Source organism: Streptomyces sp. NPDC091387, assembly GCF_044756945.1.
GTDB lineage: Bacteria > Actinomycetota > Actinomycetes > Streptomycetales > Streptomycetaceae > Streptomyces.
The window spans coordinates 119,712-145,391 of sequence record NZ_JBIVTZ010000007.1 but is presented as its reverse complement, the minus strand read 5'-3'; the positions used below and the strand labels follow the sequence as shown (position 1 = coordinate 145,391).

Below are 25,680 nucleotides of genomic sequence, written 5' to 3'. Positions count from 1 at the left end.
GATCAGTGGTGCCCGTGGTGTCCGTGGCCGGGTCCGTCGGCCCGTACCCGCACGATCTGCGGGTCGTGGTCGCTCGCCTGGTCCGCGAACTCCGCGTTGATGTGCACCACGTCGTAGTCGAAGCGCCGGATGCCCGGGCTCGTCAGGATGTGGTCCAGCGTCTGCGAGTTGCCCTCGTACACATAGCTGTACCGTTCGTTCGCCGGCAGCGTGTTGATCAGCGGCTTGAGCGCCTTCCCCGCGGTCAGCGCGGACATCGTCGGCGAGAACGCGAAGTCGTTCAGGTCGCCGAGCGTGATGACCCGCGCCGACTTGTCCGCCGCCAGCAGTGACTTGACGAAGGTGTTGACCTCCGCCGCCTGCTTGACCCGCTTCGTCTCCGAGCTGCGGGCCGGTGCCTGGTAGCGGCCGTGCAGCGGCTGGTCGCCGCCCTTGGAGGTGAAGTGGTTGCCGATGACGAACACCGGCTCCCCGCGGAAGCGGAACTCACCGACCAGGGGCTTGCGGCTGTCGGACCAGGACTCGTCCAGCGGGCTGATCCGGGCGGGCGAGGCAGAGAGGGTGACGCCCTTCCTCGTCCGTACGGCCTTCACCGCGGTGGTCGCGTCGCCACCGGCACGGTCCACGAAGGAGACCCGGGCGGGGTTGAAGAGGAAGACGTTACGGATGTTGCCGCCGGGCTCGCCGCCGTCCTTGCCGTCCTGCGGAGCGACATAGCGCCAGGAGTACCGGGGGCCGCCCGCCGCGACGATCGCGTCGGTGAACCGCTTCAGGGTGGCCTCGGAGCCGACCGTGCCGTCGTTGACCGCACCGTTGTCGTCCTGGATCTCTTCCAGCGACACGATGTCGGGGGAGGCCAGGTTGACCGCGACGCCCTTGGCGAGGGTGTCGAACTTGCCCTGGTCGTCGAGCGCGTCGAGGTTCTCCACGTTGTACGTGGAGACGGCGAGTTCGTCGCGCTTCTGCTTCCGGGTGACCTCGCGCTTCAGGTGCCGGTCGGTGAGCGTGCCGAGCCGGGTGGCCTGGAGGCTGTAACCGCCGAAGGAGTCGTAGTCCAGCACCCCGGTGGTGGTGCCGGACAGCACGTCACCCACGTTCGCGACCGGGACGGGCCGGGTGCTGTCGAGCGACATCACCTTGATCCGGCCGGTGTTCTGGTCGGTGTACGAGGAGTACAGCGTGCCGCCGCGCCGGGTCGGGTTCTGCTTCGGCTCGACGGTCACCCAGACCTCGCCGTACGAGCTCGTGGCGCCCGTGACCCGGGTGTCGGCGGCCTCGACCCGGGTGCCTTCCAGCGACTCGTAGAGATCGAGGGCGTACTTCGCCGGTTCGAGGGGCAGCGCGTCGATCGAGCCGCCGCCCGCGGAGGGGAGGTAGCCGCCGGGCACCGCGGCCGCGTCGAGCACCACCGGTGCCGGCAGCGCGTTGCCCGAGGAGAGGACCGTGATCCTGGGGGCGGTGATCTCGGTGACGGACTGGGTGGTGGCCGACGGGTAGTACTCGTCCACCGTGCCGCTGACCAGCACCGAGTCGCCCACCGAGACCGTCGGGGCGGCGGAACCGGTGTAGACGAGGACGCCCTCGGAGGTACGGGGGTCCGCGTCCGGCGAGGGGTCCTGGATCCAGAAGCCGCGTGAACCCGTGGTGCGTACCGCCGTGACGATGCCGGGGACCCCGGTCACCGCCTGGCCGTCCAGCGGGGAGACCCGGGTGGTGCCCTGGATGTCGTGCACGCGCACGGTGCCGGGCTCGGTCGGGTTGTCCGGGCCGGGGTCCTCGCCGCCGCCCGACGTCTCACCGGCCGCGTTCACCGGCGTGGGTGCGCCCGCGGACAGGTCGGCGGCGTTGTCGTCGGTGTCCGCCAGCGAGGCGGCACGCGCCACGGAGGCGGTGGCGGAGGCGCCGGCCGCCGGTCCGCTGCCCTCCCGGACGACCGCGGAGCCGTAGCCCACCAGGTCGACGACACGGGTGTCGGAGGCGCAGTCGGCCGCCGTCTTGCAGGTCAGCGGCGCGGTGCCGGAGACCAGTGCGACCGTGCCGCTCGCGGCGGCCATCGCGACGGTGCCGGTGGCATCCGGTGCGGGCAGGCCGACGGTACCGCCGGTGCCCGCGGCCTGGGCCACCAGATAGCGGCCGCCGGGCGCGACGGCGCCGGTGAGCGGGGAGACCTGCCACTGCGAACCGGCGGACGGCGCCCCGGGAAGGTACTGGACGCTGAACCCGGACAGGTCGTACGCGGCGGAGCCGGCGTTGGCCAGCTCGACGAAGTCGCGGGTGAGCGTCGCCCCCGAGTTCCCGCCGCCCCCGTACACCTCGGAGATCACGGCGGTCGAGGACGGGGCCGCGAAGGCGGCGGGCAGCGCGGTCGCCGAGAGGGTCACGGCGACCGCGCCGGCCAGCAGGACGGAACGTGGTCTGGATATGCGCACGGAAACTGCCCCTCAGAGTGTGATGAGGCAGCACAAGCTATGCGCGTAGAACCGGCGATGACAAGGCATCAGAGGTTAATTCCAGAAATCGCTACGCCATCTGGCCCAACGCGGCCGCCGACCGGGATCCGGACCCGCCCGGCTGAGTCAGGCGGACGGTACCCGGTCCAGGAATCCGCTCACCGAGCTGATCCGCCCGTCGTCGGCGAGAGTGATCACGTCCGAACCGGCGACGGGCGCCGAGCCGTCCGCCGCGGCGACCAGCTCCCAGCTGAAGCGGACGAGGGCGTGGTGCCCGTCGACAGCCCCGGTCTGGCGGAAGGCGAAGCCGGGGAACTGCTGCTGGGCGCCGCTGATCGCGGCCGCCAGCTCGTCGTGTCCCCGTACGGCGGCCAGCGGGTCGGTGTAGGTGGCGTCCTCGGTGAACGCCGCGGCGACGGCCTTCTCCAGCTCCTCGGGGGTGGCGGCGTTCCAGGCGGCGAAGTAGCGCTGGACGGCGTCGTCGTACGCGGTCATCGTGGGGTCCTCTCGTCGGTCCCGGCGGGTGCTCCGGGCGGGTTGTGCTCGTGAGGAACACGATGTCCGACATCGTGGAACCGGTCGATTACCTCCGGGGTAAGCGCGGGCCGGGCGAGCGTGAGGGCACCGGACCGGTCAGCGCCGGTGTTCGTCCAGGAAGCCCATCAGCGCGGTGTTGAGCTCCTCGGCATGGGTCCAGCCGATGTTGTGCGGACCGCCCGCGATCTCCACGAGGCGGCTGTCGTGGATGAGGTCCGGCAGCCGCCGCCCGGTGGAGTCGATGGGCAGGATGCGGTCCTCGTCGCCCTGCACGACGAGCGTCGGCACGTCGTTCTTCGGCAGGTCGTCGCGGAAGTCCGTCAGCCAGGTCGGCACGCACGCCAGCGTGGCGTGCGCCGAGGCGTCCGCCGCCACGTTCCACTGCATCCGCAGGGCCTGTTCGCTGATCCGGGTGCCCCCGAGCTTGTCGGTGTTGTTGAAGGCGTCGAGGAACTCCGTCAGATACGCGGGCCGGTCCGCGGCGGCGGCGCTCATGATGCCGTCGAAAACGCTCTGGTCGACGCCTGCGGGGTTGTCGTCCGTCTTCAGCAGGAAGGGCGGCACGGGCGCCACCAGGACCGCCAGGCCGACCCGGCGCGAGCCGTGGTTGCCGAGGTAGCGGGTGACCTCGCCGGTACCCATGGAGAAACCGGTCAGCACCGCGTCCTGGAGGTCGAGCGTCTCCATCACGGTGTTCAGGTCCTCGGCGAACGTGTCGTAGTCGTACCCGGTGACGGGCCTGCTCGACCGGCCGAAACCACGCCGGTCGTAGGTGATGACCCGGTATCCGCCGCCGAGCAGGACCGGGAGCTGCTTCTCCCACGACGCGCCGCTCAGCGGGAACCCGTGGATCAGGACGACCGGCCTGCCCGCGCCGTGGTCCTCGTAGTACAGCTCGATGTCGGCGGAGTTCTCCCGGCCGACGGTGATGTACGGCATGTTGACTCTCCTTCGGTACGACGCTGCCGCTGCGGACGGGCGACGTGACGGGGGAGCGCGGCGGGTTCCCCGGCCTCGGCCGTCGTTACACCTGGCCGTCCGGGACGACATGCATGGCGGCCTCCTCGGCCGATGCCGCCGCGCCGTCGATCCCGACGTCCTCGCCCGCCGTGGTGTCCGGGTCGTTCCGGTCCAGCTCCCTGGTGAGGCGTCCGGCACGTGCGGTGCCGACCTCGTCGTCCCAGGGCTCGCCGTCCCCGTCCGCGAGGTCACCCACACCGTCACCGGGCTCGTCGCCGATCTCGGGCAGCTCCCGGGCCAGCCGGCCCGCCAAGGCCTCGCCGCTGTGCTGCTCGGACGCGGTGGTTCCCTGGTCCTCCACGGCCCATGGCCGCTCGGGCGGGGAGTACCCCTCGTCGAGGACGTCGGCGACACCGCGGTTGTCCAGGGTGTCGTCCGCGTCGAGCAGATCGGCGGGGTCGGAGGCCTCCGGCTGCTGGGGCTGATAGACCTCGTCGCCCCGGTCGGCATCCTTCATGATGAGTCCCTTCCCGATGTCGGGGATCCCGGTCATGCCCACCGTACGACGCGGGAGAAGGGGGCGGAGCGGCCCAATCGCCTTCGAGCTTCCCGTACCTCTTCAGGATAGGGGGCCCCGCGCCGGGCCCGCAGCCGTGCGGCCGCGAGTGGGCGGTGACGGCCGGAGTGAGGGACGATGGAGGGTGTGGGCCGAGCGCCCCAGCAGGGCGGGACCGGCGCCGAGAGCCGTGTGGAGAGGCCGTCCGCACACGCAGCCACGGAGAGGCCGTCATGGATTACCCGGAGAGCTACGAGCTGGTGTTTCAGTCGTCCGCCGTCGAGGACGACACGGTGACCGTCCGGCGGACCGCACAGTCCGGGGCCGGCGGATACCCGGTCTACGAGGACGAGACCGGGATCGTCCGGGCGGAGATCAGTGAGCGCGAGGAGGTGCGGATGCTCGCCAGCGGCGGGCACCAGCGCCTCGGGACGCCCCTGGTGGTGCGTACACCGGCCGAATGAGCCGGAGCCGGCCCGCAAGCCACCGCGGAGGCCGGCCCGGAGAGCGGATCCGCACCCGCTCCGGGGCGCACAGCGCCCCGGAGCGGGTGCGCGAGCGCCCGGGGAGTCCTGGACACCTGTGGACGCCTATCACGTGCCATGTCCGGTGACATCGTGCCGACGCAGGACAATCCGCTCCGAGGCGTCAAACACTTGGTCGAAATTTTGCCCCTGGTGGGCTGCGTGCGGGAGACACCAGGCACACTCAAGCTGTAGGAATCTCGCCACGAAGAGGATCACGCATGATCACGTTGAAGAAGGAAGACGGCCCCGCGGATCTGGACGGGGTGACCCACCTGTCCATCGGGGCGTCCTGGGATCCCACTGTCGGCAGCAGTGGCGGGCTGATGGGGAAGATCCGTCAGAAGAAGGGCACGGACCTCGACCTCATCGCCATCGCGATGCAGGGCGCGGAGCCGGTGCGGCTGGCCGGGCTCGACTCGCTGGACCCGCTGGGCAACGGCTCGCTGGCGCACAGCGGCGACAACCAGACCGGGCGTGGTGACGGCGACGACGAGACCGTGACCGTCGACTTCGCCAGGGTGCCGTCCAACATCACGTCCATCGTCTTCATCGCCGCGGCGTACAAGAAGCACAGCTCCTTCCAGAACGCGCGCAACATCAGCTTCAAGGTGTACGACGCGACGGGCGGCTCCACCCAGCAGGTCGCCGACATCTGGCCGAGCCTGCTCAGCAACGACAACGGCTGCGCCGTGGCCAAGGCGTTCCGCGTCGGCGGGAGCTGGAAGCTCGAGGTGATCAACGAGACCGGGAAGATCAAGCAGGGCGACGAGCAGGCCCTGATGCGCTTCGCCGTGAGCAAGTAGCCGGCAGACAGCCGGGGCGTGTTCCTGGAACACGGGGTCCCCGTTCCGCGACCGCGGTGGTGTTCAGTTCACCCGACGCGCGCGGGGCGGGGGCGTCGCGTTTCCGGAGGCCAGCGGCGACCTGGCCAGTTCGACGCAGCCCGCGGTGATCAGGCCCAGGGCCAGCAGCTCGGGGAACAGCCACCAGCCGGTGCGCAGTTCCTCGCCGAACAGGGTCACCCCGTACAGGACGCTGATCAGGGCGTCGCCCAGGGTCAGGCAGGGCTGGACCGCGACCAGGGTTCCCGCCTGGAGGGCGTTCTGGAGGAGGAACAGCGCGCCGACGCCCGCCGCGGCGGTGGCGTACAGCTGCCAGGACTCGAAGAGCGCCACCACCCCGTCGCCGTCGCTGAGCCGTGCCATGGCGTCCTTCATGAGGGCGGCGGTGAGCGCGTATCCGCAGGCGGCGGCCAGTCCGAGCAGGGCGGCCCGGGGGTTGCCGCGGGTGACCCGTGACCCGGCGATCAGGGCCGCCTCGAAGAGACCCGTCAGGATCAGCGCCGGAACCCACGCCGCCCCGTGCACCGACGTGCTCCCGCCGCCCGGAGCGGCCGACGCCATGCCGAGGGCCAGACCGGCCGTGACGGCGGCCGCCCCGAACCAGACGGGCCGGGGCACCCGCACCCGCATCACGAACCCCGCCAGCAGCAGGGTCGCCGGCAGCTCGATCACGAAGATCGGCTGGACCACAGCGATCGGCCCGGTGGCCAGCGCCACGGCCTGGCAGACGGCCGCGACGATCGTCAGCGAGATCCCCGCGAGCCACACCTTCTGGCGCAGCAGATGGCCGATCAGCGACACATGCATCGCCTCCCGGTCCGGGACATTCATGGCGGCTCGGCGCTGGAGAACGGAGGCGGACCCGTTGCTGAGCGAGGTCAGGACGGCGAAGAGGACACTGATCACCGGTCCATGATGCGGGCGGAAGGCGCCGAGACCCGGGTACCGCGCCCAACGGCACGGCGGAGTCATCAGGACGGGATCAGACCCGACGGCCGCGTACCGTGCCGCCCATGGCCGTGAAGAAGAAGACCTCCGCCTCCGCCCCCGCGGTGCTCTCGCCACGGGCACTGGGGCGCGCGACCCTGGAACGCCAACTGCTGCTCCGCCGCGCCCCGATGACGGCCGCGGAAGCGATCCGGCACCTCGTAGGCCTCCAGGCGCAGAACACCCGGCCGCCGTACTTCCAGCTCCTGGCCCGCATCGAGGGCTTCGACCCGGCCGAGCTCGCCGCCCTGATGGAGTCGCGCGAGGCCGTCCGCATCGTCACCCTGCGCTCCACCATCCACACCCACACCGCCGACGACGCCCTCACCCTGCGCCCCCTCGTCCAGGAGGCCCGCGACCGCGAGCTGAGGATCTTCCGGAAGCGGCTCGTGGGCGTGGACCTGGACCGGCTCCGCGACATCAGCCGGGAGTACGTCGAGGAGGCGCCCCGCACCCCGAAGGAGATCCGCGAGAGGCTGCTCACCGAGTGGCCCGACGCGGACCCGCAGGCACTGAGCACGGCGGCCCGCTGTGTGCTGCCGCTGGTCCAGGTGACCCCGCGTGGGGTGTGGGGGAAGAGCGGCCGGGTGGCGCTGACCACCGTCGAGCACTGGCTCGCCAGGCCCTCCGAGCCGGTGCCCGCGCCCGACACCACGGTGCTGCGTTACCTCGGCGCCTTCGGGCCGGCGTCGGTGCGGGACATGCAGACATGGGCCGGTCTGACCCGGCTGGGGGAGGTCTTCGACCGGCTCCGTCCGCGGCTCGTCACCTTCCGGGACGAGAACGGCGTCGAGCTCTTCGACCTGCCCGACGCCCCGCGCCCCGACGAGGACACCCCCGCCCCGCCACGATTCCTCCCCGAGTTCGACAACGTGCTGCTCGGCCACGCGGACCGCACCCGCGTCATCCCGCCACGGTTCAAGGGGCGCAACGGGGTGGGAAACCAGAGCTACGGAAGCGTCCTGGCCGACGGCTTCCTCGCGGCCCTCTGGCGGCTGGACGCCGGGCGGGGCGGCGCACCGGCCACCGTCACCGTGCAGGAGCTGCGGCGCCTAGACGCGGCCGGGCGCGACGCCGTCACGAAGGAGGCCGTCGCCCTGCTCTCCGTGATGACGGAGGCGACCAGGGACGGCAGCGGGTACGACATCAGGTTCGCCTCGTTCGTCGACTTCGACGGGTGACGGCGCCACCGTGCGGCCGGGGCGCCGGGCACGGAAACCAGCTCCGGCCCCGCGGCTACGGCAGCAGCCCCGCCCGCCGGGCCGCGACGACCGCCTCCAGCCGGGTGTGCGCGCCGAGCTTCCGCATCGCGGAGCGCAGATAGCCCTTCACCGTCTCCGGGCGCAGCCCGAGCCGGTCCGCCGCCACCGCGTTCGTCGCGCCCGCCGCGACACAGGACAGGACGTCGAGCTCGCGCGGCGCCAGCTGCACCTCCCGGGACCCCGGCACCCGGGTTCCGGCCGCGGAGGCGAGCCGCCCGCACACCGCGAGCAGCTCGTCGCGCAGCGCCGGATCGAGGACCTTCGGCACCAGGGCGCGCAGTTCCCGGTGCGCCTCCCGGACGCCCTCCCACGCCTCCGGGGCGGCCCGCGGGTCGGTCACCTCCTCGCGGGTCACGGCCAGCAGCAGCTGCACCTCGTCCCGGACGGCGAGCGCCTGCTCCACGTCGCGGGCCGCCGCCACCGCCGCGTCGAACGTCCGGTCCCCGAGCGTGAGGGGCTCGCGCAGCGCCCCGTACAGCACCCCCCGCACCTTGCGGCGTACGACGACGGGTACCGCGACCACCGAGCGCAGGCCCTCCGCGGCCACGGCCGTGTCGTACTCGTGGCTGATGTGGCGCGAGGAGTGGTAGTCGGTCACCGCGCACGGCCGGGACAGGGCGATGGCCTTGCCGCCCAGTCCGCTGCCGGCCGAGATCACCAGCCCGCGCAGCGCCGCGGTGTGCGCCCCGTTCAGCTCGGCGATCCTGGCATGGCGGGTGTCGGAGAGCAGCCCCCCGAACGCCACGGGCAGCCCGCTCGTCCGGCGCAGCCGCAGCAGCGCGGCCTGCATCTCCACCGCATCGACGGATTCCGGCACGATGACGCCTCTCTGCCCGGCCCCAGGGGTGAAGCCGCCTGTGCGGCACCCCCGTTCGGGGGTGGTGAGACCTGGGTCACTGTTTACATCATGTTAAGAGACCGGTCCGGTCCGCAATGAGGAGGGCACATGTCGGCAACCAGTGCGACGGAGACGTTCCGGGCCGCCCGGGACTTCCTGCTGGAGCACCGCGAGGACTACAACGCTGCCTACGAGGGCTTCCACTGGCCCCGGAGCGCCCACTTCAACTGGGCCCTGGACTGGTTCGACGTCATCGCCCGGAACAACGACCGCACCGCCCTGCACATCGTGGAGGAGGACGGCGGGCGCACCGAGATGTCCTTCGCCAGGATGTCCGCCCGCTCCAACCAGGCCGCGAACTGGCTGCGCGCCCAGGGCGTACGGGAGGGCGACCGCGTCCTCGTCATGCTCGGCAACCAGGTGGAGCTGTGGGAGACCGCCCTCGCCGCGATGAAGCTGCGCGCCGTCGTCATCCCCGCGACCCCGTTGCTGGGCCCGGCCGACCTGCGCGACCGGGTGGAGCGCGGCCGGGTCCGCCATGTGCTGGTCAGGGACGCCGACACCGGCAAGTTCGACGACGTGCCCGGCCGCTACACCCGGATCGCCGTCGGCGCGGACACCGAGGGCTGGCTCTCCTACAGCGGGGCCGACGAGCAGCCGGAGACGTTCACGGCGGACCGGGAGACCGACGCCGACGAACCGCTGATGCTCTACTTCACCTCGGGCACCACCGCCAGCCCCAAGCTGGTCGAGCACACCCATGTCTCGTACCCCGTGGGCCACTTGTCGACGATGTACTGGATCGGGCTGAAGCCGGGCGACGTGCACCTCAACATCTCCTCGCCCGGCTGGGCCAAGCACGCCTGGTCCAACCTCTTCGCCCCGTGGAGCGCCGAGGCGACCGTCTTCATCTTCAACTACACCCGCTTCGACGCGGGCCGGCTGATGGCCGAGATGGACCGCTCGGAGATCACCAGCTTCTGCGCCCCGCCCACCGTCTGGCGGATGCTCATCCAGGCCGACCTCTCCCAGCTGAAGACCCCGCCGCGTGAGGTCGTCGCGGCGGGCGAACCGCTCAACCCCGAGGTCATCGAGACGGTCCGGCGCGCGTGGGGCGTCACCATCCGGGACGGCTTCGGCCAGACGGAGACGGCCGTCCAGGTCGCCAACACCCCCGGCCAGACGCTGAAGGCCGGCTCGATGGGGCGCCCGAGCCCCGGCTTCAAGGTGGTGCTCCTGGACCCGGTCAGCGGGGAGCCCGGCGCCGACGAGGGCGAGATCTCCCTCGATCTGTCGGCCCAGCCGGTCGGTCTGATGACCGGCTACCACGGCGACCCGGACCGCACCGCTGAGGCCATGGCCGGCGGCTACTACCGCACCGGGGACATCGGCTCCCGCGACGAGGACGGCTACATCACCTACGTGGGCCGCGCGGACGACGTCTTCAAGGCCTCCGACTACAAGATCTCCCCGTTCGAGCTGGAGAGCGCCCTGCTGGAGCACGAGGCCGTCGCCGAGGCCGCGGTCGTACCGGCCCCCGACCCGGTGCGGCTCGCCGTCCCGAAGGCGTACGTCGTGCTGGCCGAGGGCTGGGAGCCCGGACCCGACACGGCCAAGGTGCTCTTCGCCCACTCCCGTGCGGTCCTCGCCCCGTACAAGCGGATCCGGCGGCTGGAGTTCGCCGAGCTGCCCAAGACCGTCTCCGGCAAGATCCGCCGGATCGAGCTGCGTGAGGCCACGGCCCGGGGCACCGGCGCCGAGTACGCGGAGGGGGACCTGACGTGACCGAGCTGTCCTACGCCCACGGCACCGGTACCACCGCCCTGCTCGGCGACACCATCGGACGCAATCTCGACCGGGCGATCGACGCGTTCGGCGCGCGCGAGGCGCTGGTCGACGTGGTCTCCGGGCGACGCTGGACGTACGCGGAGTTCGGCTCGGCCGTCGACGACCTGGCCCGTGCGCTGATGGCGTCCGGGGTGGCCAAGGGGGACCGGGTCGGCATCTGGGCACTCAACTGCCCCGAGTGGGTGCTCGTCCAGTACGCCACCGCCCGTATCGGCGCCGTCATGGTCAACATCAACCCCGCCTACCGGGCGCACGAGCTGGAGTACGTGCTGAGGCAGGCCGGGATCTCGCTCCTGGTCGCCACCCTCGCGCACCGCACCAGCGACTACCGGGCCCTGGTGGACGAGGTCCGCCCGAACTGCCCCGCGCTGCGCGCCGTGCACTACATCGGCGACCCCACCTGGGACGAGCTGCTGGCCGCCAGAGGGGCAGTGACCCCGGAACAACTCGCGGCTCGCGAGGCGGAGTTGTCCTGCGACGACCCGATCAACATCCAGTACACCTCGGGCACCACGGGCTTCCCCAAGGGGGCCACCCTCTCCCACCACAACATCCTCAACAACGGCTACTTCGTGGGGGAGCTGGTCGCCTACACCGAGGAGGACCGGGTCTGTCTGCCGGTCCCCTTCTACCACTGCTTCGGCATGGTCATGGGCAACCTCGGCATCACCTCGCACGGCGCCTGCATCGTGATCCCGGCCCCCGCCTTCGAGGCCGCCGCCGTGCTGGCCGCCGTCCAGCAGGAGCGCTGCACCTCGCTGTACGGCGTCCCCACCATGTTCATCGCCGAGCTGAACCTCCCCGGCTTCGCCTCGTACGACCTCTCCTCGCTGCGGACCGGCATCATGGCCGGATCGCCCTGCCCGGTCGAGGTGATGAAGCGGGTCGTCGCCGAGATGCACATGGACGAGGTGTCCATCTGCTACGGGATGACGGAGACCTCCCCGGTCTCCACCCAGACCCGCCGTGACGACGACCTGGAGCGCCGCACCGGCACCGTCGGGCGCGTGATGCCGCACGTCGAGGTCAAGGTCATCGACCCGGCGACGGGCGTGACGCTGGAGCGCGGCGCCTCGGGCGAACTCTGCACCCGCGGCTACAGCGTGATGCTCGGCTACTGGGAGCAGCCCGAGCGGACCGCCGAAGTGATCGACGCGGGGCGCTGGATGCACACCGGGGACCTCGCGGTGATGCGCGAGGACGGCTATGTGCAGATCGTCGGCCGGATCAAGGACATGATCATCCGCGGTGGTGAGAACGTGTATCCGCGCGAGATCGAGGAGTTCCTCTACGGCCACCCCAAGATCGCGGATGTGCAGGTCGTGGGGGTGCCGGACGAGCGGTACGGCGAGGAGATCCTGGCCTGCGTCATTCCCGGGGACCCGGCGGACCCGCCGACCCTGGAGGAGGTGGCGGCGTTCTGCCGCGGACAGCTGGCGCACTACAAGGTGCCGCGGCTGCTGGAGATTCTCGAAACCTTCCCGATGACGGTCAGTGGGAAGGTCCGGAAGATCGAACTGCGTGAGAACTACGGCCGGTAGAGCCCCGGCCGGGTCCGTGCGAGCGGCGGCCGGGGCGCTGTCAGGCGGCTTCGATGATGTCGCCCGCGGCGGCCCGGGTGGCGGCCGCCCATTCGATGAGGAGCACCTCGTACGCCGCGGACTCCACGGAGGACCAGTCCTGTCCTGCGCGTGCGTCCACGAGCGCGCGGATCGCCTCGTTCGCCTCGACAGCGGCGGGGTGGGCCGGCTGGGCGAGGTGTGCGGGCTGGGAGGCGTGCGCCGGCGCATTGGGTTGAGTGAGCCGTGGAGTTAAGACCATGCGCCCCACTGTAAGGCCCGCCACCGACAACGGACCGAACATCTGTTGCCCCTGGCTCGAACGTGACCGATAGCACTCACTGTGGCCGGTTGATTTCTGTGAGGTGCGGCACGTTCCGGCGCATACAGACCCTCGGCCACCGGTCCAGGCCGTGTTCCGCCTCCTCGGCGCGGATCTTCCGCAGCCCGTCGGTGAGTTCGGCCTCCGTCAGTACGCGGAAGCCGAGCCGGGCGTAGTACGGCGCGTTCCACGGAACGTGGGAGAACGTGGTGAGGGTGAGCGCGGTCAGCCCCTCGGCCGCCGCCCAGCCGTCCGTATGGCCGATGAGGCCGCCGCCCAGCCCGCGCCGGGCGGCCGAGGGATGGACCGAGACCTGCTCGATGTGGGCGGCGCCGTCGACCGGATCAGCGACGAGATAGCCCAGCGGCCGGTCGTCGGGGCCGACGGTCACCCAGGCGCGGCGGGCCCGGCGGTACTCGTCCAGAACGTCCAGGGACGGCGGCTCGTCGTCGGCCACGCGGGACATGCCGACGGCGCGGAACGGCTCTCCCGCGGCGCGCTCGATGTCCTGAAGCAGGGGAAGATCCGAGCGTCGGGCGGGGCGGATGCGCATACCCCAAGTATGGGGCGAGTCGCCCGCCCGGCGGTACGGGGAGGGGGCTCAGGCGCCCGTGCCGACGAGTTCGTCCGCCGGGCCGTTCACCGGCTGCGGGCTCCCGGTGAGGTCCATGACGAAGAGCGGGATGCCGAGCCCGTCCGCGCGCTCCCGGGCGTCCGGCGTGTATCCGGCGAGCGAGAACAGCACCGCGGAGACCGAGGTGCTCAGGGCGTTGAGCCACAGGCATTCGACCTCGCGCAGCGCGGTCGCCCTGGTGGTGGAGTCGACCTGGGCGATCAGGCCCGCCGCCCGCAGGTCGATCCGGGAGGCGGGGCGCCCGGCGGGCTGGACGACATCCCGGTAGCCGAGCCACTTCAGATACAGCGCGGCGGCGCCGACCGCGTCGCGCGCCGTACGGATCGTCAGCGGCCGGAACGCCGGCCTCGGGGCCGCGGCCGTACGCGGCAGTGGGATGTGCGACGGGCGCACCGGCCGCGACCCGGTCCCCGGCGGGCGGCCGGGGGACGCCACCGGGCGGACCGGGATCCGCAGCACCGCGCCGCACGGGCAGCACAGCTCGGGCTGCGGCCACTGGTCGTGCCGCCCGCAGGCGCGACAGCGCACCGTCACCCAGTCGTCGTTCCAGGTGCGGTGGGTGATCGTCGTGACGGGGGCGCCGCGCATCAGCGGCGGGGCGGTCGGGGAGCCGCACGGGCACGGGTAGGCGGGTGTGGCGTACGTGTGGTCGCGGCGGCAGGCCGGGCACCGTACCGGCACTGACTCCACCATGGCCTCCTTCGCCGCACGGACCGCGGGCGGCCCGGGTTCCGGGCCGGCTCCGCTCCGTACCCCCATGCTCCACCAAGAGCGAGGTCCGGGGGAGGGACTTGAGCGACTTCGCGCGACCGCCTCGGCTCGGGCCGCACTGAGCCGCCTCCCTTGACGGCTGTCCGGGCGCACTTTAGATTTGCTTCCGTATAGCAGAATCAAGTTTCCGTAATGCGGAATTGGTGCTCTCAGGTGGCGCGACAGAGCCCGACTCCACCCAGGTCCGAGCAGGAGCACTCAATGCCTCGAATGACCGCTGCCCGAGCGGCAGTTGAGATCCTCAAGCGCGAAGGCGTCAGCAACGCGTTCGGTGTGCCGGGCGCGGCGATCAACCCCTTCTACGCGGCTCTCAAGGCCTCCGGCGGGGTTCATCACACGCTCGCCCGCCACGTCGAGGGCGCCTCCCACATGGCGGAGGGCTACACCAGGGCCCGCCCGGGGAACATCGGTGTCTGCATCGGTACGTCGGGACCCGCCGGCACCGACATGATCACCGGCCTTTACTCCGCCATCGCCGACTCCGTCCCGATCCTGTGCATCACCGGCCAGGCCCCGACCGCGGTCCTGCACAAGGAGGACTTCCAGGCCGTCGACATCGCGTCGATCGCCAAGCCGGTCACCAAGGCGGCGACCACGGTCCTGGAGGCCGCGCAGGTCCCCGGCGTCTTCCAGCAGGCGTTCCACCTGATGCGCACGGGCCGTCCCGGCCCGGTCCTCATCGACCTGCCGATCGACGTGCAGCTCACCGAGATCGAGTTCGACCCCGACCTCTACGAGCCGCTGCCGGTGCACAAGCCCGCCGCGAGCCGCAAGCAGATCGAGCGCGCGCTGGAGATGCTGAACGCGTCCGAGCGGCCGCTGCTCGTCGCGGGCGGCGGCATCATCAACGCCGACGCGTCCGCACTCCTGGTGGAGTTCGCCGAACTGACCGGCGTCCCGGTCGTCCCGACCCTGATGGGCTGGGGCATCCTCGCCGACGACCACGAGCTGAACGCCGGCATGGTCGGCCTCCAGACCTCGCACCGCTACGGCAACGCGAACTTCCTGGAGTCCGACTTCGTCCTCGGTATCGGCAACCGCTGGGCCAACCGCCACACCGGCAAGCTGGACGTCTACACACAGGGCCGGAAGTTCGTCCACGTCGACATCGAGCCCACCCAGCTGGGCAGGATCTTCGCCCCCGACCTGGGTATCGCCTCCGACGCCAAGGCGGCGCTGGAGCTGTTCGTCGAGGTGGCGCGCGAGCTGAAGGCGGCCGGCAAGCTGAAGGACCGCTCGCGCTGGGCCGCGTCCACCCAGGAGCGCAGGGCGACCCTCCAGCGGCGCACGCACTTCGACAACGTGCCGCTGAAGCCGCAGCGGGTGTACGAGGAGATGAACCGGGCCTTCGGCCCCGAGACCCGGTACGTCACCACGATCGGCCTCTCCCAGATCGCGGGCGCGCAGATGCTGCACGTGTACCGGCCGCGCCACTGGATCAACTGCGGCCAGGCGGGCCCGCTCGGCTGGACCATCCCGGCCGCGCTGGGCGTCGCGACGGCCGACCCCGAGGCCTCCGTCGTCGCGCTCTCCGGCGACTACGACTTCCAGTTCATGCTGGAGGAGCTCGCGGTCGGCGCGCAGCACCACATCCCGTACGTGCACGTCCTGGTGAACAACTCCTACCTGGGGCTGATCAGGCAGGCGCAGCGCAACTTCGACATCGACTTCCAGGTCAACCTGGAGTTCGAGAACATCAACTCGCCGGAGCTGGGCGCCTACGGCGTGGACCACGTCAAGGTCGTCGAGGGCCTGGGCTGCAAGGCGATCCGGGTCACCGAGCCGGACCAGCTGCTGCCGGCCTTCGAGGAGGCCAAGAAGCTGGCGGCGGAGTTCCGGGTGCCGGTGGTCGTCGAGGCGATCCTTGAGCGGATCACGAACATCTCGATGAGCGGTACGGACATCGCGTCGGTGAACGAGTTCGAGGACGTCGCGTCGGAGCCGGGGCACGCGCCCACGGCGATCCGGCCGTACGTGACGGCCTGACGGCCGTAGGGCCCGCAAGCCCGTTCCGGAAGAGCGCCTACGGGGATCCGTAGGCGCTCTTCCGGCTTGCGCCCCGGCAGGAGTCGAACCTGCGACGCGGTCGGCTGGCTGGTTGGCACCGTCCTCGCTCGTCTGTGCCAGAATCCGGGGGTGCAGATGACCGACATCACGCGTGCGATCGCGGCGGCGACTTCGCTCGCCGCATCGCTGGATCTGCCGGCCGACGACGCGATCGTTCTCCACAACTCGAACAAGTTGGCACTGCGGCTGACACCGTGCGACGTCTTTGCCCGGGTCGCCTTCGTGGGGCAAGAGGTTGCACAGTTCGAAGTCGATCTCGCTCAGCGGCTCGCCGGGGCCGGATGCCCGGTGTGTCCCTTGGAGCCTCGGGTGGAGCCTCGTGTGTACACGCGGGATGGCTTCGCAGTGACGCTGTGGACCTACTACGAGCCCGTGACACCTGACACCCCACCAGCCGGCTACGCCAAGGCGCTGGAGCAGCTGCACGTCGGCATGCGCAGGGTCGCCGCGCCGAGCCCGCGGTTCACGGACCGGATCACCGAGGCGCAGCAAGTTGTCGCCGACCCGGCTCGCTCACCGGAGCTCGCCGACGCGGACCGCGTGTTCCTGGGCGGCAGGCTGGCAAGTCTGCGACGAGCGATCGAAGACCGCGGCGCCGCGGAGCAGCTGCTCCACGGCGAGCCGCATCCGGGCAATGTGCTCAGCACGAAGAGCGGCCCGTTGTTCATCGATCTTGAGACGTGCTGCCGCGGCCCCGTCGAGTTCGATCTCGCCCATGTTCCCGAGGCGGTCTGCGAGTACTACCCAGGCCTTGACCACGGGCTGCTGGATGAGTGCCGACAACTCGTTGTCGCGATGGTCGCCGCATGGCGTTGGGAGATCGGCGACCAGTTCCCGAATGGGAGGAGATTCGGAGAAGAACTCCTGCGCTTGTTGCGCGAGGGGCCTCCTTGGCCGACGCTCGACACATTGACCAGGCGACTGGAAGGTCCCTAGTCATCACCGCATGGCGGGACCGTGGCCGTTCGCTGAACCCGGAAGGCGGGTTGTCTTGACCTCGCTCGTGCGGTTGCGGAGCGCCGGTGGCCGAAGCGCCGTACTGAGCCTGGGGACGGAATGCGGACTGCTACCCCCATTGCCAGCGCGCATGAACAGCAGGCTTCCCCGCACTGCGGAAGGACCGGATGGACTTTCGGGCGGGTGCAGTAACGCGTCAGCGGGTCGATCACCAGCCCGGCCACCAGGAGCTGAGTGTGAACGGTGCCGCTGCCTCCCACTCTCAGCCCCTGGCCGTCGTACACGTCGCCCAGAGCATCGAGACTGGGGCCTGAGGTTCAATTTCGGCGGTGCCCGTCTCCTGGCTCAGCGGTGTCACGGATCATCACAGTGAGGACCGGTGAGGCCGGTGACGGCTGGCTATGTCCGATGTCCTTGTAGCCCCATGACTTGTAGAGCGCGCGGACCTTTCCGTCGCCTGCGGCCCCGTTGACCATGAGCGTCACGTACGGCTCGTCGCGGGTAGCGAGGAGGGCGTCGTGGATGCGGCGGGCGGTGCCGGTCTTGCGCCAGGCCGGGCGGACGCCGATCTCCTTCAGGGCCATGGCCGGGCGCCCGGTGTATTTCTCCGTCGGCGTCGGGCTGGTGCGTTGCCAGTAGCGGTCCCCGTGCTCGATGGTGTTGCTGTACGCGTAGCCGACCGGCTGGTTGTCCGCGTACGCGAGGACGGCTGTGAACCCCCGTTCGGTGGAGTGCCGGTCGATACGTTCGCCGAACGCGGTCACCGCGTAGTTCGGCAGGTGGAGCAGCGGGGCACGTACCTCGGCGTACACATCGAGGAGGTCGTCGCGGATGGTGTCCAAGCTGGTGAAGGTGCGCAGCTCGGTGGTGGGTGCGGTGGTCATGCGGCCGTCCTCCAGGTGATGGTGTGCTCGGTCCAGGCACGGGTGGTGGTGCTGCGCGGTGCGGTGGCGCGGAGGGCGGCCCCGAATTCTTGGAGCATGCGCGACACGCGGGCGTGGCGGGTGGCGGCGTCTGCGGGGACCCGCATGGCGGTGGCTGTTGCGGAGTCGGCGGCGCCCTGCGAGAGAAGGGCGTGGGCGAGACGAGTTGTGGTGATGGCGCGAGACCTGAGCATGTGGGGCCGGAGCGAGGCCAGGCAGCGGTGGGCGTGGTATTCAGCGGTGGAGTAGTCGCCGAGCGCCAGGTAGGCGGAGAGAGCCAGTGAGTCCAGTTCGGCCTGATCGTAGAAGGCGAGCAGCCAGACCGGCCGGTGGTCGGCGGGATCGGCGCGCAGCATTGCGTCCTGCGCCTGCTCGAACGCCCTCCGTGTCTCGGTCCGGTTCTGGGCCGTGCCGTGGATGGCTCCTTGGCGGGCCAGGCCGAGGGAGGCGAACAGTGGGTCCCGGCGGGTGAGATGCAGGTGGCGGGCGACATCGTTGGCGGCGATCGCGTCGGCAGGGCGGCCCATGTGGCGGTACATGGTGCCCGCATGACTCCAGATGCGGAACTTGATCGCCTGGTCACCCGACATCTCGGCGAGGGCCTGGGCCTCGCGCATGTGAGCCTTCGCTACGTCGTAGCGTCGGCCGTCGATGGCCGCCCACATCGCGGACGACCGGAATGCGGCTCCGGAGGCGTACAGACTGTTGCGTACCCGCTGCGTCGCACTGCCCGAGTTCTGGAGGTTGAGCGCCTCGTGGGCGAGCACGGCGGCCTGTTCCTCGATGCGGGGTTGTCCGCCGTGGCGGTGGTCGTTTGCGATGATCTCGGCGAAGCGCTTATTCAGCCGGTTGACGTCGCTCATGCCGATTCGGCGCGGTGACGCGGTCCCTGGGGCTGCTGCTGCGGCAGCTGCCGCAGCGATGCCGCCGACGAGGGTGCGGCGCTTCATGTCGGACTCCTCCTGCTGCGATGACACCGGGGTTGGCGAAGGTCGGCCCCGTGGCACGAACCCTAAGGCGACGGCGGGTAATCCGGTGACGCTCTCAAGCGCGGTACGGGTTGCTGACTTCGGCCAAGCAACTCGGCCCGCTTTCCACGCCCGGACCGATGACCCGTCGAGGCCGCCCGCACGTCCCGTCAGCTCTTCGACAGCGCTGTTAACAGCATCGGCAAGGCTGTTGGAGCTGTGGCCATGCTCGGTCATCCACGCCTCAAGGACGGTGTTGCGGATCGCGTCCATGGGGGCACGGTAGCCGCCGTGCTCCCGCCCCACCAGGTAAAGACCGGGTCAAAACGCCCTAGGTGAGTCCGCTGGGCGAGCGCATGAACGCCCTAACCAGCCGTCTGCGTACAGGAGTTACCTGGGTGTCAGTCGCACTTTGCGAGCGACTGGTCAGTCGTTCCACTCATTCATTGCTCAACTCAGGAGGCTTGCCATGCCCCACGAACGGTCCCGGAGAAACCGGCTCGGGTTGGCGGATGCGCCCAACGCCGTGCGGCACTTGGAGGAGGGCGCGGCGCCGACGCCTCTGTTCTCGTCGCAGAACAGCGTGCAGACCGTCGAGCTGTTACTGCAGTCCGTGTCCTGCGCTGTCAGGTTGTCGTCGGCCGACTGTCCGCCGCCCGCATCGATCGTTGTCCGTGGCTCTGTACGGAGCCCCGAGTCATTGACCAGCACGCATGCCGCACGCCAAGGACCTAAGGCATGCGAAACCGGCCGGATGAACCACACGCAGGTGTTCCACCTACCTCACGAGGACATCCGATGACGACCTCGCTGACGACTGCGGCGGACGACGCCGATACGACGACCTGGGCGGCCACGGTTCACGCGCTGAAACTGGTCCTAGAGTACGCCGGCCTCTGTTTCGAGCTGGAGGAAGCCCCCGCGCCGGGTGGTTGCCGACTGCGGTTGACTGCCTCGGCCGCCTGCCCTTGGACGTGCGGGGACGTGCGGGCCCACTTGCTCACCGAAGGCGTTGCCGCTGAGGTGGTACGCATCGAACAGCCCCTGCCGTGCCCTGGCCACGAGCTGATTCTCACCCTGACCTCGGAACAGGAAATCTGGTCCCTGATGCGGCTGTTCGAGACCCGTCTCACTGAGGTGCAGAATGCTGCGTTGCAGCTGCATCGCGCGCTTGCGCACATCGGCGTCGTTCGGCGCCTGGACATCCAGATCATGGGGGACCGGGCCCTCATCGACATCGGCATGTTCGATGCAGACGCGGCCACGCTCCTCTATCGCAGCCTCGGCGGCGACGAGTCGGTCTTGTGCGCCCTCGACCTTCCCGGCGACTGGCATGACCACGAGCGGTTCGCCCGGGAACTGGAGCGGTTGATCTCCGCGACAGGCCAGGCGCTGCTCGTCGAGTCGGTACCTAACTGCGGACATTGCCGGAGTCGGCACGGCGGCAACCGCATCCGCTTCGACTACCTGGATACCGATGACGCGCTGCTCCTTGCGGACACGCTGCACCGGGCCGCCGCATCGGCAGGCTCGGCCCGGCCCAGCAACTGATGCGCACGTGGGCAAGCCGCCCTGCACGGCCTCTCATGGCGGGGCAGGCAGGTGGCGCCCATGTGCCGGTTGACCCGGAAGAAGAGAGGACCCCGTGTTCCACCCCGCCACGAGCCCCTTGCGTTTCGACGTCGTACGACCACCCACGCCGGAAATGGTGGCCGGCTACGCGGCCGAGCACATCGCAACGGCGGCACGCGACCTATGGCCGACATCTCCTGTTCGGCTCGGCCCCGTCGTTCCGAGCGTCACCAGCCATGTGCAGCAGCTCACCGTCGACGGCGGCTCTCTGTACGCGAAGGTCGAGTTGCTCGGAATGTCGCTGGTTTCCGTCATTCGCGGGACGGGTGGTGACTGGCCCACTGTCGAGGCTGCTCAGCGTGCCTACCTCGCCAGGCCGGGCACCCTCCTCGAACGGGAGGCAAATCAGCTCCGAGCGCTCGCCGCCGCAGGGCTGCGCGTACCGAAGGTTGCCGGTTATCGGCCCGGGGTGTTGTTCACTGAGCGCGTTCACGGAGCGACCCTTGCCGAACTGGTCGCGGCGTCCCCAGAGAGCACAGTCGGCCTCCTGCATCTCGTGCACGAGGAACTCGCGCCGGTGCTGCGCGGACACGACCTCGTTGCGCTGGTCGACCGTGCGCCGATCGTTGAGAGGTCGATCCCCGGGACGTTTCTGCGGAAGTTCAACGGCACAAGTGGCGCCGCGTACTTGAGGAGGTCCCCGCACGGGGAAGTTCTTCGGGACATCGTCCTCCGTGTCCGTCGAGCCAACGCCGCTGCCGGATCTTCGTCGCCGCGGCTGGTCATCTTCGGGGACCTCAAGCCGGAGCACGTGCTGTTCCCGCCCGGAGGCGGCCGGCCTTCGTTCATCGACCCGGGCCTCATGCGAAACCCGCCATGCGCCGACCTTGCCAAGCTGCTGTCCCGCCTCGTCCTCGACATGGTCGCCCGCAGGCCGGGGGAAGACAGCGTGCGCGTGGTCCTGGACCAAATCACGGCCTATACGGACGCCGCAGCGGCTCATCTGGCCGCCGTGGACGAGAGTGCGCTTCTGCGGCAGCTCGTCATCCTGTGGCTGATGGACACCACCAACATCCTGACAACGTACCTCTCCCACCCGGCGGGTCTGCCGATGACCCGGAACGGAGCAGTTGTGGTCGCCAGGACCGGAGCTGTCTGCCGGATGCTCGACCTCTGCACCTCCGCGCTCGTTCCCCTACATGCCGGGCGTGACCTGTGGCGTCTGTGTCTTGCCTACGTCGCGCAGGCGGCGACCCGGTGACGGCCATCGGAATCATCGGTGCGGGAGCCGTCGGCCAGGGCGTAGGCACACTCCTGGTCCACGCCGGCTGGTGCGACACCGTGATGGTCTCCTCCCTCCACGGACGCAGCGCCGACGGCCTTGTCACCGACCTGGAGGACATGAGCGCCGTCAGTGCGTCATCCGTTCGAGCGCACCGGGTCGACCCTGCCCGGATGAAGTCGTGCGATGCCATCGTGCTCTGCCCCCGAGCTGCCTTCGCCAACGACCACACGACAGACATCCGCATGGCCGGCCTCATCGCCAATGGGGCGATGATCCGGCACCTCGCCCACGAACTGGCCGGGTTCACCGGACCGGTCGTCGTGGTGACCAACCCCGTGGACGTGATGACCCGTTTGTACGCGGAGGCGTCCGGCAGCACACGGGTGTGGGGGATCGGCTCAAGTACCGACACCGCCCGCTACAGACTCATCCTGGCCCGAACGATGGGGGTGCCGACCCAGTCTGTGCACGGGCATGTGATCGGCGAGCACGGAGACCTGGCGGTGATCTGCGCCTCCTCCACCACGGTCAACGGTCGGGCCGCCCGCATCCCCGTCCAGGCGATCCGGGCCGAGATGGCCGCCCGGCCCGGCCGCATCGCAGCCGGTATCGGCCGGGTCCGCTCCGGTCCTGCCGCCGCCACCGTGGCCGCCCTCGCCTGTGTTCTGGGCGTCACGGACGGCGTCATCGAACTGTCCGCCCCGAGGGACGGTACGTATCTCGGAATGCCGTTGCACTTCACCTCCGGGCACCCCACCGTGTGTCTCCCGCGTCTGGGCGCCGACGAGAGACGCGACCTCGCGGCGGCAGCAGCCAAGTTGCAGGCCGCCTACCACCACCTCTACTCGACACTCAAGGAGATGTCCCGTTCATGACCTTCGCGACCCGCATCACGACGGCCGACAACCAATCGGTCACCGTCATCAGCCGGACTTCGGCCATCACCGACTGGGTCAGTCGGTACCTGGGCCTGTGGTGGACGGCTGCGGATGTCGGCCCGGGTGGTGCGACCGGCCCGGTGATCCGCGCCGACGTCGACGAGGAACAGCACGCAGAGCTCGGAGCCCGCGTGTTGGCCGGGCGGCCGGAAGAGGTCACCTATGCCACCGCCTCGATGCTGGTCACCCGTGACGAGGCCGGCCTCGTCACGGCGACGCAGCAGGAGGACGGGCTGTCCTACGTATGGGAGCCGGCCGCCAGCCGTATGCGCATCGTTGGAGTCGATGAGACGGCCGTCGCCACCGCTACTGCCCGCCTCGCCAGGGAGGTCGTCCGAGGTCAGCTCCTCGCCGACGGCTGGCAGATCCTCCACGCATCGGCCGTCACCCTCCCCTCCGACGGCGCAACGCTCCTCACGCTGGGCAACAAGGGGGCCGGCAAGACGACCGCCGGATTCCTGCTCGCCCGTACCGGCCTCCATCTCCTGGCCAACGACAGGGTGTTCGCTCGCTTCGACGGCGAAGTCATCCGTGTCCTGCCCTGGCCGAGCGCGGCGGCAATCGGCTTCGGCCTGCTTGACGCCCTCGGCTGGTACGAGCCCGTACGTGCCCGTGTCCGGGCCGGTGAACTGATGCATCCCACCCAGAAGCAGCAGGTCACCGACGCGCTCCTCGCCGGTGACCGCACCCCGCTGTGGAAGATGTCGGGGGCCGAGATGAAGCCGCAGTTCTTCCCCGACCAGCTGGAATCCTTGCTCGGGCTGACGCTGGCCGCAAAAGGGTACGTTGTCGGAATCCTCTTCCCGGAAATCGCTCCGGACGCCGCCCCCGTACTGACTGCGGCAGCGCGAGGCGTGACCGATGCCGACTTCTTCAGCTCTGCCACAGAGGACCGGTACCCGGACGTCTTCGGACTCCTGCCACCCGAGGCGTCCAACCAGGACCTCGTCGGTCGCCTGACCCAGCTCCCCCATCAGGCGCTCACCATGAACCACGATCCCGAGGCAAGCACCGCCGTGCTGCTGGAGGCCACGAGGTCCGTCCGCTGAAACCGGAAAGGGCGTGGAGTACGGGACCGTAATCCGTACTCCACGCCCTGGTTCAGGGAGTGACAGGGGCCGCGGCGGGCGTGTGACGGGGGCGGGAGGTCCCGGCTCCTTCAGGTCAGGAGACGGGACCACCACCCGCACCACCGCACTGGCGTCGCACACCCGCCGCGGCCTCGTCCTGCCCGCGCCCCGCGCAACCCCTCATCCGGGCGGGCGCGGCGACGCGGGCAGGGCTTGGGGGCCCAACGAGAGGGTTCAGTCCTCGCGCAGGGCGCGGACGGCCTCCTCCACGCGCTTGCCGTACTCGGTGTCGGCGGCGTGGAAGTGGGCCAGGTTCCTCTCGATCACGTCGTCCCGGGTGACCTGGGACAGGCCGCCCGCGATGTTGGCGATCAGCCGGCCCTTCTCGTCGTCCGACATCAGCCGGTACAGCTCGCCCGCCTGGAAGAAGTCGTCGTCCTTGGTGTGGGCGGGCGCCTCGTGGGTGCCGGTCCAGCCCTGGACGGCCATCGGCGCGGAGAACGCGGAGTCCGTCTGGGCCGGGCCCGCGTACGAGTTGGGCTCGTAGTTCTTGTCGTGCCGCGCGCCGTGACGCGTGGCGTGCAGCCCGTCGCGGCCGTAGTTGTCGACGACGGCGGTGCGCGGGGCGTTCACCGGGAGCTGGGTGTGGTTGACGCCCAGGCGGTAGCGGTGCGCGTCCGCGTAGGCGAACAGGCGGCCCTGGAGCATCTTGTCCGGCGAGGGACCGATGCCGGGCACGAAGTTGTTCGGGGAGAACGCGGCCTGCTCGACCTCGGCGAAGACGTTGTCCGGGTTGCGGTCCAGAACGAGCCGGCCCACCCGCTGGAGCGGGTAGTCGCTGTGCGGCCACACCTTGGTCAGGTCGAACGGGTTGAACCGGTAGTCCGCCGCGTCGGCGGCCGGCATCACCTGCACGTGCAGGGTCCAGGACGGGTTCATGCCGCGCTCGATCGCCTGGAGCAGGTCCGTCTGGTGCGAGGAGGCGTCCTTGCCGACGAGCTCCGCGGCCTGCTCTGCGGAGAGCGAGCGCACGCCCTGGTTGGTCTTGAAGTGGTACTTGACGAAGAAGGCCTCGCCCGCCGCGTTCGTCCACTGGTAGGTGTGCGAGCCGTAGCCGTTCATGTGGCGGTACGAGGCGGGGATGCCGCGGTCGCCCATGAGCCAGGTCACCTGGTGCGTGGCCTCGGGGGCGTGGGCCCAGAAGTCCCAGACGTTGTCCGGCTCCTGACGGCCCGTGAACGGGTCGCGCTTCTGCGAGTGGATGAAGTCGGGGAACTTGATCGGGTCCTTGATGAAGAACACCGGGGTGTTGTTGCCGACCAGGTCGTAATTTCCCTCGTCCGTATAGAACTTGAGGGCGAAGCCGCGCGGGTCGCGTACCGCGTCCGCGCCGCCGAGCGAGTCGGCGACCGTGGAGAACCGTATGAAGGTCTCGGTGCGGCGGCCCACTTCGGAGAGGAAGTCGGCGCGGGTGAAGCCGGTGACGTCGTCGGTCACCTCGAAGTAGCCGTACGCGCCGGAGCCCCGGGCGTGCACCACGCGCTCCGGGATGCGCTCCCGGTTGAAGCGGGCGAGCTTCTCCAGGAGGTGACCGTCCTGGAGGAGGATCGGGCCACCGGCGCCGGCGGTGGCGGAGTTCTGGTTGTCGGCGACCGGGGCGCCTGACTCGGTCGTAAGCACACGCTGCGTCATGGTGTCGGGGCGACCTTCCGTACGGGGAGCTGCTGAACTGCGACGTCCTGGGGGCTCCAGGAGCGTAGGTACGCCCCGAACCCGACGTCAACAGTTTGTTGAAATCTTGCTGGAG

The 25,680-nt window shown here is 70.2% G+C and carries 23 protein-coding genes; 11 read left to right on the top strand and 12 right to left on the bottom strand.

All coding sequences use genetic code 11. The features are described from left to right. Positions 1–2 precede the first annotated feature (2 nt). The 4 genes from ACIQM0_RS16300 to ACIQM0_RS16285 form a co-directional block, all read right to left on the bottom strand. A complete protein-coding gene (locus ACIQM0_RS16300; protein WP_401286693.1) occupies positions 3–2,429 on the bottom strand; it encodes an endonuclease/exonuclease/phosphatase family protein in 2,427 nt (808 codons plus the stop codon). Between the two features lie 147 nt (positions 2,430–2,576). Next, positions 2,577–2,945 (bottom strand): nuclear transport factor 2 family protein, encoded by a 369-nt coding sequence (locus ACIQM0_RS16295; protein WP_401286691.1) that lies wholly within the window; start codon positions 2,943–2,945, stop codon positions 2,577–2,579. A gap of 138 nt (positions 2,946–3,083) precedes the next feature. Beyond that, positions 3,084–3,926 carry an alpha/beta fold hydrolase gene (locus ACIQM0_RS16290; protein WP_401286689.1) on the bottom strand — a complete coding sequence of 281 codons (843 nt, stop codon included), beginning with the start codon at positions 3,924–3,926 and terminating at the stop codon, positions 3,084–3,086. Positions 3,927–4,011: 85 nt separating this feature from the next. Then, complete coding sequence (locus ACIQM0_RS16285; RefSeq protein WP_401287202.1) at positions 4,012–4,464, bottom strand: DUF5709 domain-containing protein; 453 nt, start codon at positions 4,462–4,464, stop codon at positions 4,012–4,014. A 272-nt stretch (positions 4,465–4,736) separates the two neighbouring features. Here ACIQM0_RS16285 and ACIQM0_RS16280 point away from each other — a divergent pair, with 272 nt between their 5' ends. Next, the gene (locus ACIQM0_RS16280) at positions 4,737–4,967 is read left to right on the top strand and encodes a DUF6296 family protein (protein WP_401286687.1); all 231 of its coding nucleotides are present in this window, start codon (positions 4,737–4,739) and stop codon (positions 4,965–4,967) included. Between the two features lie 281 nt (positions 4,968–5,248). Beyond that, positions 5,249–5,833 carry a TerD family protein gene (locus ACIQM0_RS16275; RefSeq protein WP_385039079.1) on the top strand — a complete coding sequence of 195 codons (585 nt, stop codon included), beginning with the start codon at positions 5,249–5,251 and terminating at the stop codon, positions 5,831–5,833. A 63-nt stretch (positions 5,834–5,896) separates the two neighbouring features. Here the strand turns inward: ACIQM0_RS16275 and ACIQM0_RS16270 are convergent, their stop codons facing one another. Beyond that, positions 5,897–6,778 (bottom strand): DMT family transporter, encoded by an 882-nt coding sequence (locus tag ACIQM0_RS16270; RefSeq protein WP_401286684.1) that lies wholly within the window; start codon positions 6,776–6,778, stop codon positions 5,897–5,899. 107 nt (positions 6,779–6,885) lie between these two features. Here ACIQM0_RS16270 and ACIQM0_RS16265 point away from each other — a divergent pair, with 107 nt between their 5' ends. After that, a complete protein-coding gene (locus tag ACIQM0_RS16265) occupies positions 6,886–8,040 on the top strand; it encodes a winged helix DNA-binding domain-containing protein (protein WP_401286681.1) in 1,155 nt (384 codons plus the stop codon). A gap of 55 nt (positions 8,041–8,095) precedes the next feature. Here ACIQM0_RS16265 and ACIQM0_RS16260 read toward each other — a convergent pair whose 3' ends face one another. Continuing rightward, positions 8,096–8,938: a helix-turn-helix transcriptional regulator gene (locus ACIQM0_RS16260; protein ID WP_363020878.1), complete on the bottom strand. Its 843-nt coding sequence runs from the start codon at positions 8,936–8,938 to the stop codon at positions 8,096–8,098. Positions 8,939–9,067: 129 nt separating this feature from the next. Between ACIQM0_RS16260 and ACIQM0_RS16255 the strand changes: the two genes are divergently transcribed. Both ACIQM0_RS16255 and ACIQM0_RS16250 read left to right on the top strand, forming a co-directional pair. Further along, positions 9,068–10,744, top strand: coding sequence for an AMP-binding protein (locus tag ACIQM0_RS16255; RefSeq protein WP_401286678.1), 1,677 nt, complete (start codon positions 9,068–9,070; stop codon positions 10,742–10,744). Then, on the top strand, positions 10,741–12,348 hold the full coding sequence (locus tag ACIQM0_RS16250) for an AMP-binding protein (protein WP_401286676.1): 1,608 nt from the start codon (positions 10,741–10,743) through the stop codon (positions 12,346–12,348). The genes ACIQM0_RS16255 and ACIQM0_RS16250 overlap by 4 nt, the downstream gene beginning before the upstream one ends. Positions 12,349–12,388: 40 nt before the next feature. On the opposite strand, the gene ACIQM0_RS16245 is transcribed toward ACIQM0_RS16250, so the two are convergent. The 3 genes from ACIQM0_RS16245 to ACIQM0_RS16235 form a co-directional block, all read right to left on the bottom strand. Beyond that, entirely contained in the window at positions 12,389–12,628 is a 240-nt protein-coding gene (locus tag ACIQM0_RS16245; RefSeq protein WP_401286673.1) for a hypothetical protein, read from the bottom strand. Positions 12,629–12,704: 76 nt separating this feature from the next. Then, positions 12,705–13,241, bottom strand: a complete 537-nt coding sequence (locus ACIQM0_RS16240) for a GNAT family N-acetyltransferase (protein WP_401286671.1) — start codon at positions 13,239–13,241, stop codon at positions 12,705–12,707. A gap of 48 nt (positions 13,242–13,289) precedes the next feature. Then, positions 13,290–14,012 carry a hypothetical protein gene (locus tag ACIQM0_RS16235; RefSeq protein ID WP_401287200.1) on the bottom strand — a complete coding sequence of 241 codons (723 nt, stop codon included), beginning with the start codon at positions 14,010–14,012 and terminating at the stop codon, positions 13,290–13,292. Between the two features lie 291 nt (positions 14,013–14,303). Here ACIQM0_RS16235 and gcl point away from each other — a divergent pair, with 291 nt between their 5' ends. Together gcl and ACIQM0_RS16225 are read left to right on the top strand one after the other, a co-directional pair. Continuing rightward, positions 14,304–16,079, top strand: a complete 1,776-nt coding sequence (gcl, locus tag ACIQM0_RS16230) for a glyoxylate carboligase (RefSeq protein ID WP_401286668.1) — start codon at positions 14,304–14,306, stop codon at positions 16,077–16,079. Positions 16,080–16,235: 156 nt separating this feature from the next. Further along, entirely contained in the window at positions 16,236–17,096 is an 861-nt protein-coding gene (locus ACIQM0_RS16225) for a phosphotransferase (protein ID WP_401287197.1), read from the top strand. Between the two features lie 338 nt (positions 17,097–17,434). On the opposite strand, the gene ACIQM0_RS16220 is transcribed toward ACIQM0_RS16225, so the two are convergent. Together ACIQM0_RS16220 and ACIQM0_RS16215 are read right to left on the bottom strand one after the other, a co-directional pair. Further along, positions 17,435–18,001 (bottom strand): GNAT family N-acetyltransferase, encoded by a 567-nt coding sequence (locus ACIQM0_RS16220; RefSeq protein ID WP_401286665.1) that lies wholly within the window; start codon positions 17,999–18,001, stop codon positions 17,435–17,437. Then, positions 17,998–18,903: a hypothetical protein gene (locus tag ACIQM0_RS16215; protein ID WP_371777625.1), complete on the bottom strand. Its 906-nt coding sequence runs from the start codon at positions 18,901–18,903 to the stop codon at positions 17,998–18,000. Before ACIQM0_RS16215 ends, ACIQM0_RS16220 begins: the two co-directional genes overlap by 4 nt. 903 nt (positions 18,904–19,806) lie before the next feature. On the opposite strand from ACIQM0_RS16215, the gene ACIQM0_RS16210 reads away from it, so the two are divergent. The 4 genes from ACIQM0_RS16210 (at position 19,807) to ACIQM0_RS16195 (ending at position 23,852) form a co-directional block, all read left to right on the top strand. Beyond that, on the top strand, positions 19,807–20,559 hold the full coding sequence (locus tag ACIQM0_RS16210) for a hypothetical protein (protein WP_393331377.1): 753 nt from the start codon (positions 19,807–19,809) through the stop codon (positions 20,557–20,559). Positions 20,560–20,653: 94 nt separating this feature from the next. Continuing rightward, on the top strand, positions 20,654–21,841 hold the full coding sequence (locus ACIQM0_RS16205; RefSeq protein ID WP_401286661.1) for a phosphotransferase: 1,188 nt from the start codon (positions 20,654–20,656) through the stop codon (positions 21,839–21,841). Continuing rightward, on the top strand, positions 21,838–22,740 hold the full coding sequence (locus ACIQM0_RS16200) for a lactate/malate family dehydrogenase (RefSeq protein WP_393331371.1): 903 nt from the start codon (positions 21,838–21,840) through the stop codon (positions 22,738–22,740). The genes ACIQM0_RS16205 and ACIQM0_RS16200 overlap by 4 nt, the downstream gene beginning before the upstream one ends. After that, the gene (locus tag ACIQM0_RS16195; protein ID WP_401286658.1) at positions 22,737–23,852 is read left to right on the top strand and encodes a hypothetical protein; all 1,116 of its coding nucleotides are present in this window, start codon (positions 22,737–22,739) and stop codon (positions 23,850–23,852) included. The genes ACIQM0_RS16200 and ACIQM0_RS16195 overlap by 4 nt, the downstream gene beginning before the upstream one ends. A gap of 255 nt (positions 23,853–24,107) precedes the next feature. Here the strand turns inward: ACIQM0_RS16195 and ACIQM0_RS16190 are convergent, their stop codons facing one another. Next, positions 24,108–25,565: a catalase gene (locus ACIQM0_RS16190; RefSeq protein ID WP_401286657.1), complete on the bottom strand. Its 1,458-nt coding sequence runs from the start codon at positions 25,563–25,565 to the stop codon at positions 24,108–24,110. Positions 25,566–25,680: the final 115 nt, after the last annotated feature.